General features: G+C 48.3%; 16 protein-coding genes. 6 read left to right on the top strand and 10 right to left on the bottom strand.

Features of this window, described 5'->3' with window-relative positions:
• From AC6R1O_RS13890 to AC6R1O_RS13875, 4 genes are all read right to left on the bottom strand, one after another.
• Positions 1–606, bottom strand: a 606-nt coding sequence (locus tag AC6R1O_RS13890; protein ID WP_500657232.1) for an ABC transporter permease family protein, incomplete at its 3' end; no start/stop codon positions are given.
• The gene (locus tag AC6R1O_RS13885; RefSeq protein ID WP_500657231.1) at positions 606–1,694 is read right to left on the bottom strand and encodes a microcin C ABC transporter permease YejB; all 1,089 of its coding nucleotides are present in this window, start codon (positions 1,692–1,694) and stop codon (positions 606–608) included. The genes AC6R1O_RS13890 and AC6R1O_RS13885, both read right to left, overlap by 1 nt.
• 41 nt (positions 1,695–1,735) lie before the next feature.
• A complete protein-coding gene (locus AC6R1O_RS13880; protein WP_500657233.1) occupies positions 1,736–3,511 on the bottom strand; it encodes an extracellular solute-binding protein in 1,776 nt (591 codons plus the stop codon).
• Positions 3,512–3,752: 241 nt separating this feature from the next.
• Positions 3,753–4,418: an SH3 domain-containing protein gene (locus tag AC6R1O_RS13875; protein WP_500633630.1), complete on the bottom strand. Its 666-nt coding sequence runs from the start codon at positions 4,416–4,418 to the stop codon at positions 3,753–3,755.
• Positions 4,419–4,643: 225 nt separating this feature from the next.
• On the opposite strand from AC6R1O_RS13875, the gene AC6R1O_RS13870 reads away from it, so the two are divergent.
• Positions 4,644–4,958 (top strand): hypothetical protein, encoded by a 315-nt coding sequence (locus AC6R1O_RS13870; protein ID WP_334552078.1) that lies wholly within the window; start codon positions 4,644–4,646, stop codon positions 4,956–4,958.
• Positions 4,959–5,026: 68 nt separating this feature from the next.
• On the opposite strand, the gene AC6R1O_RS13865 is transcribed toward AC6R1O_RS13870, so the two are convergent.
• Both AC6R1O_RS13865 and phhA read right to left on the bottom strand, forming a co-directional pair.
• Positions 5,027–5,353, bottom strand: a complete 327-nt coding sequence (locus tag AC6R1O_RS13865) for a 4a-hydroxytetrahydrobiopterin dehydratase (protein WP_500637409.1) — start codon at positions 5,351–5,353, stop codon at positions 5,027–5,029.
• Positions 5,343–6,137, bottom strand: coding sequence for a phenylalanine 4-monooxygenase (phhA, locus tag AC6R1O_RS13860; RefSeq protein WP_500657230.1), 795 nt, complete (start codon positions 6,135–6,137; stop codon positions 5,343–5,345). The genes AC6R1O_RS13865 and phhA overlap by 11 nt, the downstream gene beginning before the upstream one ends.
• A gap of 225 nt (positions 6,138–6,362) precedes the next feature.
• Between phhA and AC6R1O_RS13855 the strand changes: the two genes are divergently transcribed.
• Positions 6,363–8,351, top strand: coding sequence for an acetoacetate--CoA ligase (locus AC6R1O_RS13855; protein ID WP_500657229.1), 1,989 nt, complete (start codon positions 6,363–6,365; stop codon positions 8,349–8,351).
• A 28-nt stretch (positions 8,352–8,379) separates the two neighbouring features.
• Here AC6R1O_RS13855 and AC6R1O_RS13850 read toward each other — a convergent pair whose 3' ends face one another.
• Positions 8,380–8,958, bottom strand: coding sequence for a class I SAM-dependent DNA methyltransferase (locus AC6R1O_RS13850; RefSeq protein ID WP_487902314.1), 579 nt, complete (start codon positions 8,956–8,958; stop codon positions 8,380–8,382).
• 143 nt (positions 8,959–9,101) lie between these two features.
• Between AC6R1O_RS13850 and AC6R1O_RS13845 the strand changes: the two genes are divergently transcribed.
• Both AC6R1O_RS13845 and AC6R1O_RS13840 read left to right on the top strand, forming a co-directional pair.
• A complete protein-coding gene (locus AC6R1O_RS13845) occupies positions 9,102–9,980 on the top strand; it encodes a LysR family transcriptional regulator (RefSeq protein WP_487902307.1) in 879 nt (292 codons plus the stop codon).
• 175 nt (positions 9,981–10,155) lie between these two features.
• Positions 10,156–11,049, top strand: a complete 894-nt coding sequence (locus AC6R1O_RS13840) for a cation diffusion facilitator family transporter (protein ID WP_500657228.1) — start codon at positions 10,156–10,158, stop codon at positions 11,047–11,049.
• Between the two features lie 138 nt (positions 11,050–11,187).
• Here AC6R1O_RS13840 and AC6R1O_RS13835 read toward each other — a convergent pair whose 3' ends face one another.
• Entirely contained in the window at positions 11,188–13,548 is a 2,361-nt protein-coding gene (locus tag AC6R1O_RS13835) for a Lon protease family protein (RefSeq protein WP_500657227.1), read from the bottom strand.
• A 203-nt stretch (positions 13,549–13,751) separates the two neighbouring features.
• Here AC6R1O_RS13835 and AC6R1O_RS13830 point away from each other — a divergent pair, with 203 nt between their 5' ends.
• Positions 13,752–14,252 carry a hypothetical protein gene (locus AC6R1O_RS13830; RefSeq protein WP_500657226.1) on the top strand — a complete coding sequence of 167 codons (501 nt, stop codon included), beginning with the start codon at positions 13,752–13,754 and terminating at the stop codon, positions 14,250–14,252.
• 217 nt (positions 14,253–14,469) lie between these two features.
• Positions 14,470–15,384 carry a LysR family transcriptional regulator gene (locus AC6R1O_RS13825; RefSeq protein ID WP_500628736.1) on the top strand — a complete coding sequence of 305 codons (915 nt, stop codon included), beginning with the start codon at positions 14,470–14,472 and terminating at the stop codon, positions 15,382–15,384.
• Between the two features lie 84 nt (positions 15,385–15,468).
• On the opposite strand, the gene gltS is transcribed toward AC6R1O_RS13825, so the two are convergent.
• Positions 15,469–16,719: a sodium/glutamate symporter gene (gene gltS / locus AC6R1O_RS13820; RefSeq protein ID WP_500657225.1), complete on the bottom strand. Its 1,251-nt coding sequence runs from the start codon at positions 16,717–16,719 to the stop codon at positions 15,469–15,471.
• A gap of 1 nt (position 16,720) precedes the next feature.
• The coding region (locus AC6R1O_RS13815) for a hypothetical protein (RefSeq protein ID WP_500657224.1) at positions 16,721–16,992 on the bottom strand (272 nt) is incomplete at its 5' end.

Below are 16,992 nucleotides of genomic sequence, written 5' to 3'. Positions count from 1 at the left end.
GACAAAGCTCGACAAAATGATCAATAAAAATAGGGTCGGCATTCCAGACCAAATTTCGATAAAACGCTGCCCCAACAGATCCAGCCAACCACCGTAGTAGCCTTGCGTCGCGCCGACGGCAACACCAATCACGCTGGAAATGATGGTCAACACAAAACCAAACAGCACAGAGATTCGAAAACCGTAAATAATTCGGGCCAGTACGTCTCGACCTTTGTCATCCGTGCCGAGCCAATTGACGCTATCGGGCGCCGATGGCACGCTACCGGAAATATCAAAATTGATCGTATCGTAACTGAAACGGATCAGAGGCCAAATCAGATAGCCCTTCTCTTCAATAAGCTCGATCACATACGGATCGGTGTAATCGGCTTCGGTCTCAAACTCACCGCCAAACTCCGTTTCTGCGTATTGTTGAACGATAGGAAAATACCACTGCTGATCGTACTCCACCAGCAATGGCTTATCGTTGGCAATCAGCTCGGCAAACAAACTCACGGTAAATAAAACCAAGAAGATCCACAACGACCAAAATCCACGCTTATTAGCCTTAAAGCGTTGCCAGCGAGCTTCGTTGAGCGGGTTACGTCTTTTCTTCGCTTGCATTAGCGCGCCTCAAAATCAATTCTTGGGTCAACCCAGGTATAGGTCAGATCGGAAATAATACTCAGCAGCAGTCCGAGCAACGTCATAATGTAGAGCGAGCTAAACACCACCGGATAATCCCGCTGTATGGTCGATTCGAAACCGAGTAGACCAATGCCCTCAAGAGAGAACATCACTTCAATCAGCATCGAGCCGGTAAAAAAGATGCTGATGAATGCTGCAGGAAAACCCGCGATAATGATGAGCATGGCGTTGCGAAACACGTGCTTGTACAAGATAGAGCGGTTGTCCAATCCTTTTGCCCGCGCCGTCACCACATACTGCTTGTTGATCTCATCCAGAAACGAGTTCTTGGTCAGCATACTGAGCGTCGCAAAGCCGCCAATCACCATCGCACAAATCGGCAGCGCCAAATGCCAAAAATAGTCGAGGATTTGTTCATACCAACTCAGCTGCTCAAAGTTGGCCGACACCAAGCCACGCAAGGGAAACCAGCTGAAGTAGTTGCCACTGGCAAACAAAATAATAAGGATGATGGCGAACAAGAAACCGGGAATGGCGTAACCGATGATCACCAGTGCACTGGACCAAATATCAAAGCGACTACCATGATGAATCGCTTTTAGAATCCCCAACGGAATCGAGATCAAATAAATGATCAACGTACTCCAAAGCCCGAGGGAGATGGAGACGGGCAACCGCTCGACAATCAAATCAATGACGTTCCCGCCTTTAAACAGACTTTCACCAAAATTAAAGGTCGCGTAGTTTTTGAGCATCTCAACATAGCGCTCAAGCAGCGGCTTATCAAAACCAAACTGGACTTTAATCGCCTCCACCACTTCTGGATCCAAGCCGCGAGAGCCTTTATAACCACTCACGGCATTGTCATTGGAGACACTCAGGTCGACTTCGCTCCCACCGCCAGAAAAACGCTCCATAATACCGGAACCGAGCCCTTCCATCTGGGCTAACGCTTGCTCGACAGGGCCGCCTGGCGCTATTTGAATAATAAAGAAATTGATGGTGATGATCGCCCACAAGGTGGGGATCACCAACAAAAGTCGTCGAAATATATACGCTGCCATGTTTCCCTCGAATTGGCCTTGCTCAATATCGCCCTACAGGTTTAGCGGCGTTTTTCTGGCAATTTGTCCGCTTTTTGTTTATCGACCCACCAAGTGTCAACGCCAAGGTCGTATTTGGGCGTCACAGATGGGCGTCCAAACTTATCCCACATCGCAACGCGGTACTCGCCAACATGCCACTGTGGAATCACATAAAAGTTCCATTGCAGTACGCGATCGAGCGCCTTACCCAGTGACAACAACGCCTGCGTATCTTGCTGACTGTTGGAAATCTCAAGCGTCAACGCATCCACGACGGGGTCCATCACACCGGCAGTGTTGTAGGTGGAGTCAATGTAGTTGGAGTTCCAAACGATCATTAAGTTCGGACTTGGATAAGGATTGGCGCTGTAAGACGATGACACCATGTCAAAATCTCGGTCACGCAAGCGTTTGATATATTGGGTGGTATCCACCGAGCGAATGTTCATCTCTACGCCCATGAGCTTGAGATTTTTTTGCAATGGAATCGCAATACGCTCCGTGGTTGGACTGTATATCAGCAGTTCAAAGGTGAGCGGTTGACCGGTCTCTTTGTTCGTCATCACTTTGTCTTTAAGTGCCCAACCCGCTTCATCGAGCAGTTTAAACGCCACTCTAAGCTGGGCGCGAATTCGACCACTGCCGTCGGTGACTGGCGGCTGATACTCCTGGGTAAACACTCGCGCTGGCACTTGAGATTTATAAGGTTCAAGCACCGCTAATTCGTCCTCATCAGGAAGCCCTTTAGCTTCATAGTCAGTATTTTGAAAGTAGCTGCGCGTGCGACTGTATTGACCATAGAACATGTTTTTGTTCATCCACTCAAAGTCCATCGCGTAAGAGAGTGCTTCTCGAACCTTTGGGTCGCTAAACAGATCACGCTGGGTGTTAAACACGAACCCTTGGGTGTTCTCTGGCTTCTCATGAGGGATCTCTTGTTTAACAATGTATCCCTTATCAAAGTTGATCCCGGTGTAAGAATTCGCCCAAAACTTGGCGGAATTCTCGAGACGAAAATCAAATTCGCCCGCTTTAAACGCCTCGAGCATCACGGTGTCATCGCGGTAATAGTCGTATTGAATCTGAGCAAAGTTATCGCGCCCCACATTGACGGGAAGATCGCGTGCCCAGTAATTCTCTACCAGTGAATAGGTGACGCTCTGGCCAGATTGATAATCGGTGACTTGATAGGCACCACTACCGATAGGTGGCGTCGATAACGGTTCGGAGAGGTTTTTGTCCTGCCAAAAATGTTTAGGCAATACGCGCGTGGACTGCGCAAAGCTAAACAACTTTTCTCGATTGGGCGTCGCCATCTCAATGCGCACCGTGAGATCATCTTTAGCGGTCACAGATTGAATGTCTTGATAATAGACGCGGTATTGCGGCACCCCCTCTTTCATAAACTTATCGAAGGTAAAGGCGACATCGTGCGCAGTAATAGGCTGACCGTCGTGAAAGCGTGCTTTCGGGTTGATGTCGAGCTCTAACCAGCGGTAGTCATCCGAGTATCGGACACGCTGTGCAATTAAGGGGTAATAAGCATCGATCTCATCGCTTGGAGAGAACATTAAGGGATCGTATAGCTCGCCACTGGCCGCCGCCGCAACCCCGCGAGAAGCGTAACGGTTAAAGTTGTCGAACGTGCCGACTTGTCCATACGTCACTTTGCCATATTTTGGGGCGTCTGGATTGACATAATCAAAGTGGGTGAAATCTTGCGGATATTTTGCTTCACCAAATCCCACCAGTGTCGTGGTTTCAATGACAGCCGCATATGACGTAGCCATGTGCATCGCAAACGCGACGGCAACTAGGGTGCGCGTGATCGTGCCCATCGTTCTCTCCCTTTATTATCCTTTCCTGTCAACGAGGCCAACTCGACCTCGTTAAGCCTACTATGTCCATCAAACTATGAGCACAAGACCGTACTCAGAGCACATAGTTTAGCAATTCAAATACTTGGATAAGTATATACGTAACTCCCGCCAAGATGTAAGCATCTGTGCGTCATGGTTTCGTCAATGTGTTTGGGGATCAGCGGTAGAAAATTTCGCCCGTTTGCGCGTTGAGGTAAATTTTGTTCGCCTGTTTCAAACCGCCGCAATAGACAAAGTAGATATCGTCGCTACTGAAGGTAACAGAACGCACCCAACCGCCCAACTCTTCAAAGTCTTCTGGCGAGCACGTCCCCTCTTTGAGCAAACTGTCGGTGGACTGGATAAAGCGGTCAAAAAAGGTTTTAAAATCGTCGGAATTTTCGATGTAGCCACTGACCGTCTCAATACGCTCTTCACGAGTAATCGTGGGCGCAACCTCGAGCAGTGCCTCCATCGGCACCCATTCAGCGACTTCCGGCCCCCCTTCTTCATACACGTAATAGGGTGAAATGCGTCCCCAACCGTCTTTTTTTTCCAAAACATGCAGTTTATCGCCGCGATACACAACACTCTCGATAAACGCCTGTTCATCGGGTTGCTCACGCACCCCAAGTTTGGCTGGGTTCACGTAATAATCTGTGATGGGCTCGGGTTCTGGCTCAGGTGGCGCTTTTTTTTCCACAGGCTTTGGTGCCTCGGGCTCCGACTCTTGTGCGGCGAGTGCCAACGCATCTTGTTGAGGCTTATAATAAAAGATGTAATAACCGCCACCGGCACAAGCAATACCGACAAGCAGCAACAACACCATGATGATTTTTTTCATAGTTCCATACGCAAGCGCTTTGTCGTTACTGTAAAGAGTATAGCGACCATTATCAGTAACTCTTTAGCTTTGTACACAAGTTAAACAAAACTACGTTCAATTTTTTCGAACTAGTTCAACTAAAAACCATGATTTTTCGTGACAGAAATCACATTTAATATTCCTATCAAGCGCTGAGACAGACTCCAGCAAACTTAATTCCACCTACTTGTTGAGGAATACTCTATGAAAACTATCATCACCACTCTTGCACTGTCTTTGGTTACTGCAACATCAGCATTTGCTGCCGACAGCCACAACTACACCCTTGATGTAGCAACAGCAAATCACGGCGCAATCGTCACGGTACTTGACAACGGACAACCCGTCAGTGGTGTTGACGTCACAGTCCGTGGCAACGGTGTCAAACATTTCGTCAGTGGTTCAAAAGGAACATTCTACGCCGCTAACTTGTTTGATAACGGCCGCACTTTCACGTTCGAAATTATTGATGGCGATAAAACACTCGCCAAAGAGCAGCGTTACCTGACCGCAAACTAATACACCGCACTGAGAAACGACGACGCCCCTCACAAGCCGAATGCTAGTGAGGGGCGTTATGCTATCCGTTAAAAGCGGTCACACTTGGCCGCGCAGATAAAGTCGTTTTGGTGCAAGCCTTTGATGGAATGGCTCCACCAGGTGACGGTGACCTTTCCCCACTCCAACAGTAGTGAGGGGTGGTGGAACTCCTCTTCAGCAAGCTGAGAGACTTTATTGGCGAAGGCCCACGCCAGTTGATAATTTTTAAAGCGATACTCTTTTTCCAATTGGGGTATGCCGTCTCGATCAACGATTTTCCATCCCTCCAACTCCGTTAATAGCAATCTTCGTTCCTCAGAGCCGAGGGGGGTGGCATCACTGTGGCACGCTTCACAACGCAATTCATTCAACATGGGAGATTTCCTTTGGTTCAAATAGTGGAGGGAGTAAGCCAGCTTGCATTGCCTGCTTGACGTGGGCCATTAAGTCCATGTTGCTTAGGGTATACAACTGCTGAAGATCCTTTAAAACAAAATATTGTGGCTGCATGATGTCAATCCGATAGGGCGTACGCAGCACAGTATGGAGATCAAAAGGGGTTCGTTTTGCACTCGCGTCATCCAATGCATACACGGTTTCACCGGGCGAAGAGAGAATCCCCCCGCCGTAAATCTTGGTGGCCCCGTCTTCTTTCACCAAGCCGAACTCAACCGTAAACCAGTACAATCTTGCGAGATAGACACGCTCTTCTGGTGATGCCGCTAACCCCATTTGGCCATAGGTGTGTGTGTAAGCGGCAAAATCGGGATGAGTAAGCATAGCGCAATGGCCGAATATTTCATGAAAAAAGTCTGGCTCTTGGAGGTAGTCGAACTCTTGTCGTGAGCGTAAAAACGTCGCGACAGGAAATTTCCGTTGCGCCAAGAGCGCAAAGAACTTATCAAAACTGATCAACGCTGCCACTGGCTCCACTTGCCAGCCAGTTTCTCTGGCGAGTACGCGGTTAATGTCGCGCAGTGCCGGGACACGATCGCAGGGCAAATCCAGCAGCTTAAGGCCATCTAGGTAGGCTTGGCATGCTCGGGTTTGTACGACTGCTAACTGGCGCCCTACCAAGGCTTGCCAAATCTGATGTTCTTCTGCCGTCCAGGCGATCTGCCCTTGCGCATCGACAGGCTTAGAGTGATACGAGGTCATGATGTCAATCCATAACAATTTTGTTACATAAAGCGTATCCATACCGACATTGAGTGACAATCATGGCTTGTTCAATCTCCGCTCAACCTCATGTAACAAATATTTTACATTTTCCGTTTTTTTACTTGTTTTTCATGGGTATGAAAAGAAGTGCAAGGTTTGACTTTGGCGATATTTGCACCAAAAATCAAAACAACGAAAACAATAAAAACACTGGATACGCCAATGACTGACTCTTCTGCTCTCTCCCCCGAACTGCTTTGGTCACCCACGACTGAGCGACAACGTAACGCCAACATTGCGCAATTCATTCAGCACATCAACATGCAAGGCCAAGCTATTGAGTCTTATCAGGATTTGCATACTTGGTCTGTTGAAAACCCCAACCAATTTTGGCTCGAAATTTGGCAAGTCTGTGACGTGATTGGCTATCGCGGTGAGTGTATTAAGGGAGAAGGTCTAGCGAAACACGGTCAATTTAGTGCCAGTCGAGACACCATCTGGTTCCCTCAAGCACAGCTCAATTACGCAGAAAACTTACTCGCTTATGCGTATCAACGTCCAAATAATCCGGCGATTTGGTTTCACAATGAATCTGGCGTAGAAACGCAGCTGAGCTGGCAAGCCTTGTGCGATCAAGTCTCCATCGTCCAGCAGTGGCTGCGTCACAATGGCGTCGAGCGAGGTGACGTGGTCGCTGGCTACCTCCCACACGGCCCTCAAGCGGTGATTGCCATGTTGGCAACCACCAGCCTCGGCGCGGTATGGACCTCTACCTCTCCTGATTTTGGCGTAGACAGTGTGGTCGAGCGCTTTGGTCAGGTACAACCTAAGATCTTGTTTTGCTGCAATGGCTATCAATTCGGTGGCAAAACCCACTCTATGGTGGAGAAAAATGGGCAAATCTGTGACGCCATTTCGAGCATTACCAACACCTGTCAGATTGAATACCTCGCGGATCACGCCTGTGATCTGTTTTTTAACGAGGGCTTTTCCGATTGGGAGTCGGTGCTGTCGAGTTGTTTACCTAGGGGCATTGAATTTGCACGGGTCGGCTTCAACGATCCACTTTTCATCCTCTACTCCTCAGGCACCACGGGCAAACCCAAATGCATCGTCCACAGTGTCGGGGGAACCACATTGAATCACCTCAAGGAGCATCAATTGCATTGCGACATCAAACCCAATGATCGTGTGTTTTATTACACCACGTGCGGTTGGATGATGTGGAACTGGCATGTCTCTGCCCTTGCCAGTGGCGCAACCTTAGTGATTTATGATGGTAGCCCCGTTTATCCAACGTCAGCGACACTATGGTCACTGGCTGAACGCGCGCAAGTCAGCCTATTTGGCACGTCAGCCAAATATCTAGAAGCGATTGAGAAAGCTGGCTACACACCAAAAAATGACGTGAATCTGTCGTCACTAAAGACATTGTGTTCAACCGGTTCGGTGCTCTACCCCAACCAATATCACTATGTGTACGATAAGATTAAATCCGATCTCCATCTCGCATCGATTTCGGGGGGAACGGACATTTGCGGCTGCTTTGTCCTGGGTAACCCGTTGTCTCCCGTTTATGTAGGCGAGTGTCAAGGCCCCGGACTTGGGCTGGATGTCGCTGTGTTTGATGAAGAGGGGCAAGCCGTGACAGATCAACGCGGCGAGTTAGTCTGTCGCAATAGCTTTCCCAACCAGCCGCTCGGCTTTTGGCACGACGATGGCCGTCGCTATCATCAAGCGTATTGGGCGAGATTTGCCAACACTTGGCATCATGGTGATGACGTTCAAATGAGTCAAACCGGTGGTGTACGCTTTTTTGGCCGTAGTGATGCCACCCTCAACCCGGGTGGCGTCAGGATCGGCAGCGCTGAAATTTATCAGCAAGTGAACCAGTTGCCAGAAGTCCTTGATTCTATCTCGGTTGGGCGCGTAAAAGAGGGAGACGAAACCATTGTCCTGTTCGTCCAGTTAGCAGAGGGGGTAATACTCGATGAGAGACTCAAAGCTGCCATCACCACTCGACTCAGAAGCCAATGCTCACCACGCCACGTACCCAGCGAAATTTACACGTTGAGTGATATACCCAAAACCAAATCTGGCAAGTTAGTTGAACTGGCGGTGAAACAAGTGCTTCATGGCGAAACAATAAAAAACCTCGGTGCTATTGCTAACCCCGAGGTTTTGGAAGAAGTTCGTCGCTATCAGCATTAAGAGCAAAGACACTCAAGCTCTTAGCGAATTATTTTTTGGCTATCGCCATCAAAACCGGCAGCTTGCCGTGGGGGGTATCTATCGCGAACGGTACAGAAGTCAGCACTTCACTAAAACCAACACCGGTGAGCACTTGGTTCACGTGCTCCTTGCTCATTCCGCCTTCTTGATTGCCGTCAGAGAGCCAATCCCAATGAACAAAGTGGCCACCGGCATCAAGTAGGCTGTAAACCACGTCTGCGGTTTCCGCGTAGTTAGGAAGAAAACTGCACACCGAGGAGGCCACGACGAGATCAAACTGGTGTCGAAAAGCCGGGTGCATGGCGACTAAGCCGCGTGAAAGAATATCGACGACGGGCTCAACATTGGCGAGCTCTTTGAGATCGAGTTGTTCAATCATCGCTTCCGAGCTGTCTAGCGCGACGATGTCTTTCACCAATGGAGAGAGTTTTTGGCTCAGTAATCCTGTACCGCAACCAAAATCTAACACATGTGTATTTTGAATGCGGACTGCATTCTCCAATGACTCGAACGCCTTTTGCGCATAAAGGCTGGTGGACTCATCTTTCTCCCAGTCCGGTGCGAGTTCATCCCAAGTTGCCGCCATCATGATCTCCCTATAACATCTTCATTTGGCATAGCAGAAGATTACCAAAACTGCATGAAATTGATAGCATTTCGCTACTGAAAACAGACAGACATCTGTTATTCGTATAAGATCGATGATAACCCAACCAAATTGACCAAAATATGAACTTATCGCAAATTGAGGCATTTTGTACCATCGCCGATACGGGTTCCGTCTCAGAGGCGGCTCGCCAGTTAGACTGCAATCGAACTAAGCTCAGTATGGCCATTAAAGCGTTGGAAAAAGATCTGCAAATCGACCTGTTCATTCGCACTGGCAACCATTTGACCCTCTCTGAGGCCGGCAAAGCCATCTACAAAGATTGCCAAAACTTGCTGGTCACCGCCGCGAGAATTCGCCAAACCTGCGCGCAAGTCTCAGGTGAATTTAACGCCGAAGTGTGGATCGCTCGTGACGATTCATTGCCTGATGATATGTGGCTGGATCTTTCCCACAAACTCAACAACCAGTTCCCTGCCACCTCATTCAACCTCGTCTTGGCATCCAGTGGCGACTTGGCAAACTTGGTCGCCACCGGGCAAGTCGATTTTGCCTTTGGTGTGGATTACGAACGCATCGATGACCCACACATCGCCTACCAACCTTTAGGCAAAATTCGCATGATGTCAGTATGCAGTGCGGATCATAAGCTCAGTCAGTTGCGCCGAGTATCCGACGATGAGCTGCGCAATGCCATGCAAGCGGTCATGGTGTATCTTAATGAGAAAGACAACCCAGAACTTCAGCCTTTTTCATTGCGACACATCGGTTTTTCAAGCTTCGATTATATGCTCAAAACCATTATGGAAGAGGACGCATGGGGCGTGTTACCTGAACCCTTGATTCGCCATTTGCTGCGTCAGCAAAAGCTCTCAGTCATCAAACATACCTACGGACTTACTCAGGAAGATTACTGCATGTTTACGTCTGCGGGCATGGCGGAGCACCCAGGGATGACTTGGCTTGCGGATCGCCTCAATGAATATTTGTTTGATTTCTAAACCGACCGACAGCCAGCGTCAAATTTATTGACACATAATTTTCTTGTTAACCAGCTGATTTATAATAAAATATTTACCACCCCTTCCTTTCAACCTTCGACCATGCACATTTCTCAGTTGTTTAAATGTCCGCTTGAGTAAAAACTATAAGCGTGTTTACGACAGAGATGATGTTATGTGTGCTCAAACCAGCTTGAATGAAAAACGAATACTGACCTTTTCAGCCCTTATTGCATCTGGCTTTGCTGTGGGTGGTTTAGTACTCGGTTCATTGGTTGGATCACTGGTTATCGTCTTTGACGGCGTCTACTCACTTGTTAGTTTACTGTTAACTTTATTGTCGCTCGCGGTATCACGTTACATTCAGAGCCCACAGAAAAGTCACTTTCCTTTTGGTAAAGCGGTGTTAGAGCCGGTGGTCATCGCCGTCAAAGGGGCGGTTATCTTATCGATTGTTGGGTATTCGCTGTACTCCGCACTCATCGCCGTTGCCAATGGCGGCCGCGAGGTTGATCCTTCGATTGCGTCTCTGTTTGGCATCGTGAACGTCATTGGCTGTGGTTATGCATGGTGGATGATCGCTAAAAAATCTCAGCGTTTTTCCTCTGGCCTGATTGAGGCGGAAGCCAAGCAGTGGCAAATGGATACACTGCTCAGTGTCGCGGTAACGCTCGGTTTCTTACTCGCTTTGGCGCTAACTTATTCGCCGTTCGCACACTACGCTGTATACGCAGACCCGATGATGATGATTGCCATGTCGTTTTACTTTATCAAAGTACCGTTTGATATGATTCGCGATGCGATGCGAGAACTACTGATGATGGCACCAAGCAAAGAAATTCTGAGCCGCGTGGACAAAGAAGTGAGCGCCCTTGACGCGCAACTTAGCTCGCAACTTGAAGTCGCTGGCGTGACGAAAGTGGGTCGAGAACTGCGTGTCCGCCTCGATGTTACCACCGACCAGAAACAGCTAAAAGTCTCGGAGTTGGACACCATGCGTCAAGTGCTGAAAACCAAACTCGCCTCGCTGTCGTTGGATTTACAGCTCTCCATGAACATCGCACGTTGAACATCGCCACTTCAGTACAGAACCGCTCAAATAAGGAGACCTCGCTAAGGCGAGGTCTCTCTTTTGTTTCTCTTCTCTTTTTTACTTCTTTTTTTTCTTGTCATACCCAAGGGTGACAAGCCTAGATAAGCAATCGAACTACTTGCGCAGAGCGTTAAGTTTGGCCTGCGCAATACCAAAGATGGTGTCAATCGGGTAGCTGCCCTCATCGCTCGGCTGACCAGCGGCTTTGCCGGTAAACAGCTCAATCGCCTCCGTCACATGATCAATCGCCCAGATGTTGAACTCGCCTTTCTCCACCGCTTTGACAATGTCAGGACGCAGCATCAGATTGTGCATATTTGAGCGAGGAATGATCACCCCTTGATTTGGCGAGCGACCTTTGATGGTACACACATCAAAGAAGCCTTCAATCTTCTCGTTCACGCCACCAATCGGTTGAGACTCGCCAAATTGGTTCATCGAACCGGTGATTGCAATATCCTGACGATTGGGCTGCTTAGAAAACGCCGACACCACCGCGCAGAACTCCGCCATGCTGGCGCTGTCGCCATCTACCCCGCCGTAGGACTGCTCAAACGTAATCGTGGTGCTGAGCGGCACTTTCGCGGTTTTACCAAACACCGATGAGAGATAGGCGGTTAAAATCATCACGCCTTTGGAGTGAATGCTGCCACCAAGGTCGACACTGCGCTCAATATCAATCACATCACCATCACCATAACAGGTGGTGGCGGTGATGCGATTCGGCGCGCCAAACATGTACTCGCTGGTACTGAGCACCGACAACGCATTGACCTGACCGACCGCCTCTCCTTCCACTCGAATCAGAGTTGTACCGTTGGTGAACCCTTCCATCACGGTGTCTTTCAAACGGCTCACTCGCATCTCTTGATTAGCCAGTGCCTCCTCGACGTGGCTGACGCGTATCATATTGGAGTTGGCTTGACGCGCGACGTAGTTCGATTCACGCAACAAATTGGCGATATTGGCCGAATGGAGTGATAACTTGGTTTGATCGCCCGCCAATCGTGAACTGTGTTCGATGATGCGCGCAATCGCTTTACGGTCACAATGCAGCATACTATTGTCGTTCACGACACTTGAAACAAAGCGCGCATAGTGCAATTCCGATTCAGGCGAGCGCGTCATCTCATCTTCAAAATCGGCGGTGACACGGAACAGTTCGCTGAACTCAGGATCGTAGTGTTGCAGCAACTGATAGGTGCGATAATCACCAAACAGGATAATTTTTACATCCAAAGGAATCGGCTCAGGATCGAGTGAGACGGCGCCGGTGAGTGTCACCTCTTTCTCTAGCGCCGTTAAACTGAGCTGACGCGCCCTTAACGCCCGCTTAAGCCCATCCCACACATAGGGCTGTTCTAACACCTTTTGCGCATCCATCAGCAATACACCGCCGTTGGCTTTGTGCAAGCTCCCCGCGCGTATCAACGAGAAGTCGGTGAAGACTGTGCCTTTAAAGGTAGCGGTTTCGATGTAACCGAACAAAGTGTGGTAGTTCGGATTCTCTTCCACCACAATGGGGAACTTACTCTCTTTACGGCTTACCAAAACGTTAACCTTGTAACGGCGAGGCAATTTTTTGTCCAGTGAAGCCGCGGCCACCTCTCCTTGCTCAGCGCTCTGCTCAAGAAAGATGTCGGCATTCTCGACGATGTCTTGTGAAAGTTCACTCAGGTAGGATTTGATCTCTGGGTATCCTGAGTAATCCTTTTTCAACTGTTTGATAAAGTGCGTAATCACATCGAGTGTCACGTCATCATTGAGTTTTTTGATTTTTTCGCTGTAGGCTTCTTCCCACTCGGTGAGCTGACGCACCATGTTTCTCAAGTTGACTTCAAGCTCATCAATGGTCGCGCCGAAGTACTCCTGCTCTTTTTTGCTCAGTGCATCAAACGACTCTTCGGTGTGCATCTCTTCGCCGTTCATCGCAACAAACTGATAATCGCCTTGCGTCGTGATGGTAAGACTGATGCCTTTGGCTTTCGCTTCTTTAGTAATACTGGCAAGCTCAGCTTCTTGCTTGGCGGCCAATTGGTTTTTCAATTTGTCCGCACGGCTGTAGTAGAGTTCGTTATCAAACGCGAGAGGCATCGCATTGACTAACTTGCCCATCAACTTTTCAATGTCTTGCTTTAATCGGCTGCCGACACCACAAGGGAGCTTCAACACTCTTGGCGTACGGATATCCTCGAAATTCGCCACATAGCACCAATCGTACAACGCACTCTCATCGTGTTTGTGGCGGTTGAGGTAACGTAAAATCATGGTGCGCTTGCCCAGTCCATTCTGGCCAATCGCATAAATGTTGTATCCCTTCTCCTTGATCGACATCGCAAACTCTACCGCTTTCTGCGCGCGCTCTTGACCGACAATCTCATCAATAGGGGCCAACTCTTTGGTTGATTTGCTGTCGAGCTTTTCTAGCTCCGCAAAATGATACAGCTGGCTCGCCTCAAGTCTTTGAATAGCCATAGTTCGGTCCTTCATTGTTATTGTTCTGTTTCCTTAGTTTAGGTCAGTTTTATTTAGTTTTTAGTGACTTACACAGTATTCACGTTCAACTGCTCAAATAACCATCAAATTACCCCCAACAAAATAACAAATGATAACTATTTGCATATAATAACCAATTGCATTTAAATACCCAGTGTGCCGTTTAATGTGGAGTGATATCAATGGATTTACAGCAATGCTGGACACACTATCTCAAAGCCGAACAATTGCTGGAGCAAGGACATTGGCCTGAAGCCTATTACCTGTACGATCAAGTGTTGGCCTACCTACCCAGCCATGTCCAACAGGCGATGGAGGATGACAACACCAAGCCATGCCAGTTTCGCTGTTTGACGACAGCATTACGAGATGCCGCCATCACACAATCAGAAATCCTCAACAAAATGGGGCAACATCATCGTGCCTTTGAACTGCTCAACCAAACCTACGCCCAACTTCAGTTTATGTCGATTGAGTCCAACCCATTGGTTGAGGCCATCAGTCATATTCTGCACCACCAGTGCGAGGATCTGCTCCACCATATGACCGCATTTTGCAGTGCTCAGCGCAGTGCACAATGGATGCTAGAGCTACAAGAGGTACAAAAAGCCCATCACCACTTTGCCACGTTGAAGAGCAGAGTATTTGACAAAACCCTAAATGCAGCCATCGAAGTTCATTAAATTAAATATCTACACCTTGATACGGGAAAATAAATATTAAAACTGAAATTAAATTATTATTTAACCTGCGTTTTTATCCAAAAAACTCGACTCATTCCTCATAATTAACTCAGTGTTACAATTGCCAATATTATTAATAGTTCTTATCGAAAGAAAATATATTGACTTCTTACTTGGTTTGATGAAAATCATAGCCATCATATTTGGGAGTCAACCGATGAGTTGTGATAAAAGTAAACTTGATTTAAGCGCGCTTCGGATATTTTTGGAAGTCTATCGTACTGGTTCAATTACCGCCGCCGCGGATAAACTGGATATGACCCAACCGGGTGTCAGTACCGCCATAAAACGCTTGCAAAACCAGATCGGGGCCGCCTTGTTTGTTCGCCAAGGGCGCTCTATCACTCCTACGCAAAAAGGCATTAACTTTGCGGAACAACTGAAACAATCCATTTACTTATTAGATGATGCGGTTGACTCTCTTTCTGAATTTACTCCCGCACAACATCGCACATTTAAAGTATTAGTTAACGAAGCAATGCTAAATATTTTACATCCAGCGATAGAGCGAGATAACGAACTCGAAAATATTACAATCGAACTGCATCCTATTCCTATTTCCGAAGAATTATTAGAAGAACAATTGAGCTTAAGTCAATTCGATTTAGCTATCGATATTTATGTGCCGCAGAATAAAGCGTTTATGAGTGAATTGTTAATTGAGGATCACTGCGTGGTAGCGTGTCGCCAAGATCATCCACGTATTCATGATCACATCAACGAAGCGCAGTTTTACGCTGAGAAGCACATCATTATGATGATGGAACGCGGCAGTATGTCCCTTGCTCAGCGATTCACTAAATCTTACATCCCGACCCGTGATATCAGCTCGGTCAGCGATTCTTTGCTCGGGGCCTTACATCTCGCCAGCATGTCGGATTGCTTGTGCACGTCCAGCTACCTACTCGGCCAACAAGTCGAACACCGCTTAGGCATCAAATTGCTCCCTTACCCACTCGACAGCATCTCTATCAACCATACGATGATCTGGCACCGCCGAGACAGCAACTCCGATGCCGGTATTTGGCTGCGCGATAAAATTAAGCACTACATCGCGAGCGCCAAGCACTGAGTTTGGGTCAACGTTCTTACAAAGCAACGCGGCGCCTCAGGCGCCGCGTTTGATTTTGGATTGTTCTCAACCCAATAACACCCGTTACCAAGTCACAAAATAGTTAATTACCAAGGCGTTGACCACATCGATGAAAAATCCGCACACCAAAGGCAGAATGATAAACGCCTTATGCGCGGCTCCGTATTGCTGCGTCACCGCGGTCATATTGACAATCGCGGTGGCGGTCGAGCCTAAAGTCACCCCACCAAAACCGGCGCACATGACAGCTGCTTCATAATCTTTGCCCATCGCGCGGAATACCACCCAGACGGTAAACACAATCGACAATAAGACTTGAGCACTCATGACCACCGCAATGTAACCCACGCTGCCTTGCAGCTCCCACAATTTGAGGCTCATCAGCGCCATGGTTAAAAACATCCCCAAGCAGATATCTTGGATAAGTGAGAGCCCTTTTTCGGCGTCTTCGGCGTAAGTGTTAAACTCCTCGCTGCGCAGCTTGGTCAAAATCCAGCGACCTAAGTTACCCAGTACAATACCGCCTATCAAACACGCCACAAACATGGGTAGCTTGAGCCCCGCCGCCTCTAGCGACAAATCCAAAAAGTAGCCAATAATTAAAGAGACATTCAGCCATAGCCAAGCGCGCAGCACACCAAAATAATCCACCGAGATGTCTTTTTTGCTGCTGGTGTGCGCCATACCAATATCCAAATCGTGGGCACTATTGGCGCTGATAGCGTGTCGCTTCATCAAATACGCTGCAATCGGGCCGCCGATGACACACGCCGAAATCAAGCCTAGCGTGTTGGCAGCAATGCCGAGTTCCATCGCATTAGCAATACCGAGATCGTCAATAAAGGTGGGCGCCCACGCAACGGTAGTGCCTACGCCACCAATCAGCGAAATCGAACCTGTCATTAACCCTGCTTTCGGGTCAAAACCAAACAAGGTCGCGACGCTGATACCGAGTACGTTTTGCAGTACGATGTAGACGCTCGCCAGCAGCAACAATACCATCAAGGGCTTACCGCCATTGAGCAAACTGTCGATGTCGGCTTTAAGGCCAATTCCGGCAAAAAAGTAGAGCAGCAAAATGTCACGCACCTGCAAGTTGAACTGGATCTCTTTCCCAAACAGGTAGTAAACCAAGGCAACCACCAAAGTACAGATAAAGCCGCCAATCACCGGCTCAGGCAAACTGTATTTTTGCAGAACACGACTGCGCGATAAGACGAACTTACCGATAAAAAGTAGGATGATAGCGATAGTGAAGGATACAAAATCCACCACTTCGATGGTGTCGATCACCGATGTCTCCGATAGGGCCATATTACTCTCTGTTTGCCTCTTGTGGGTGAGTGCCTTGATAGATGAAATGCGCCAGCTCTGGGTGTGTCATCACTTGTTGGTAGCCGTGTTCAATCAGCCGCGTGACCTGCGCTTCTTTGAGATGAAAATCGGTTGGGATGGACTGAACAAAAGCCTGGTCCTCCGCCGTTGAGAGATTGATATCGACAAACAGATAGCGCCTATCAGGCTGCTGCGCTTGCCACTCATCCAAAATCATGCTGAGGTAGGTTTTGGACAAATCGTTGTAACGGT

Source organism: Vibrio sp. R11-SG3-ISO3-SZ, assembly GCF_059834345.1.
The sequence above is the reverse complement of the archived record's forward strand: the minus strand, read 5'-3'. Positions and strand labels throughout refer to the sequence as shown.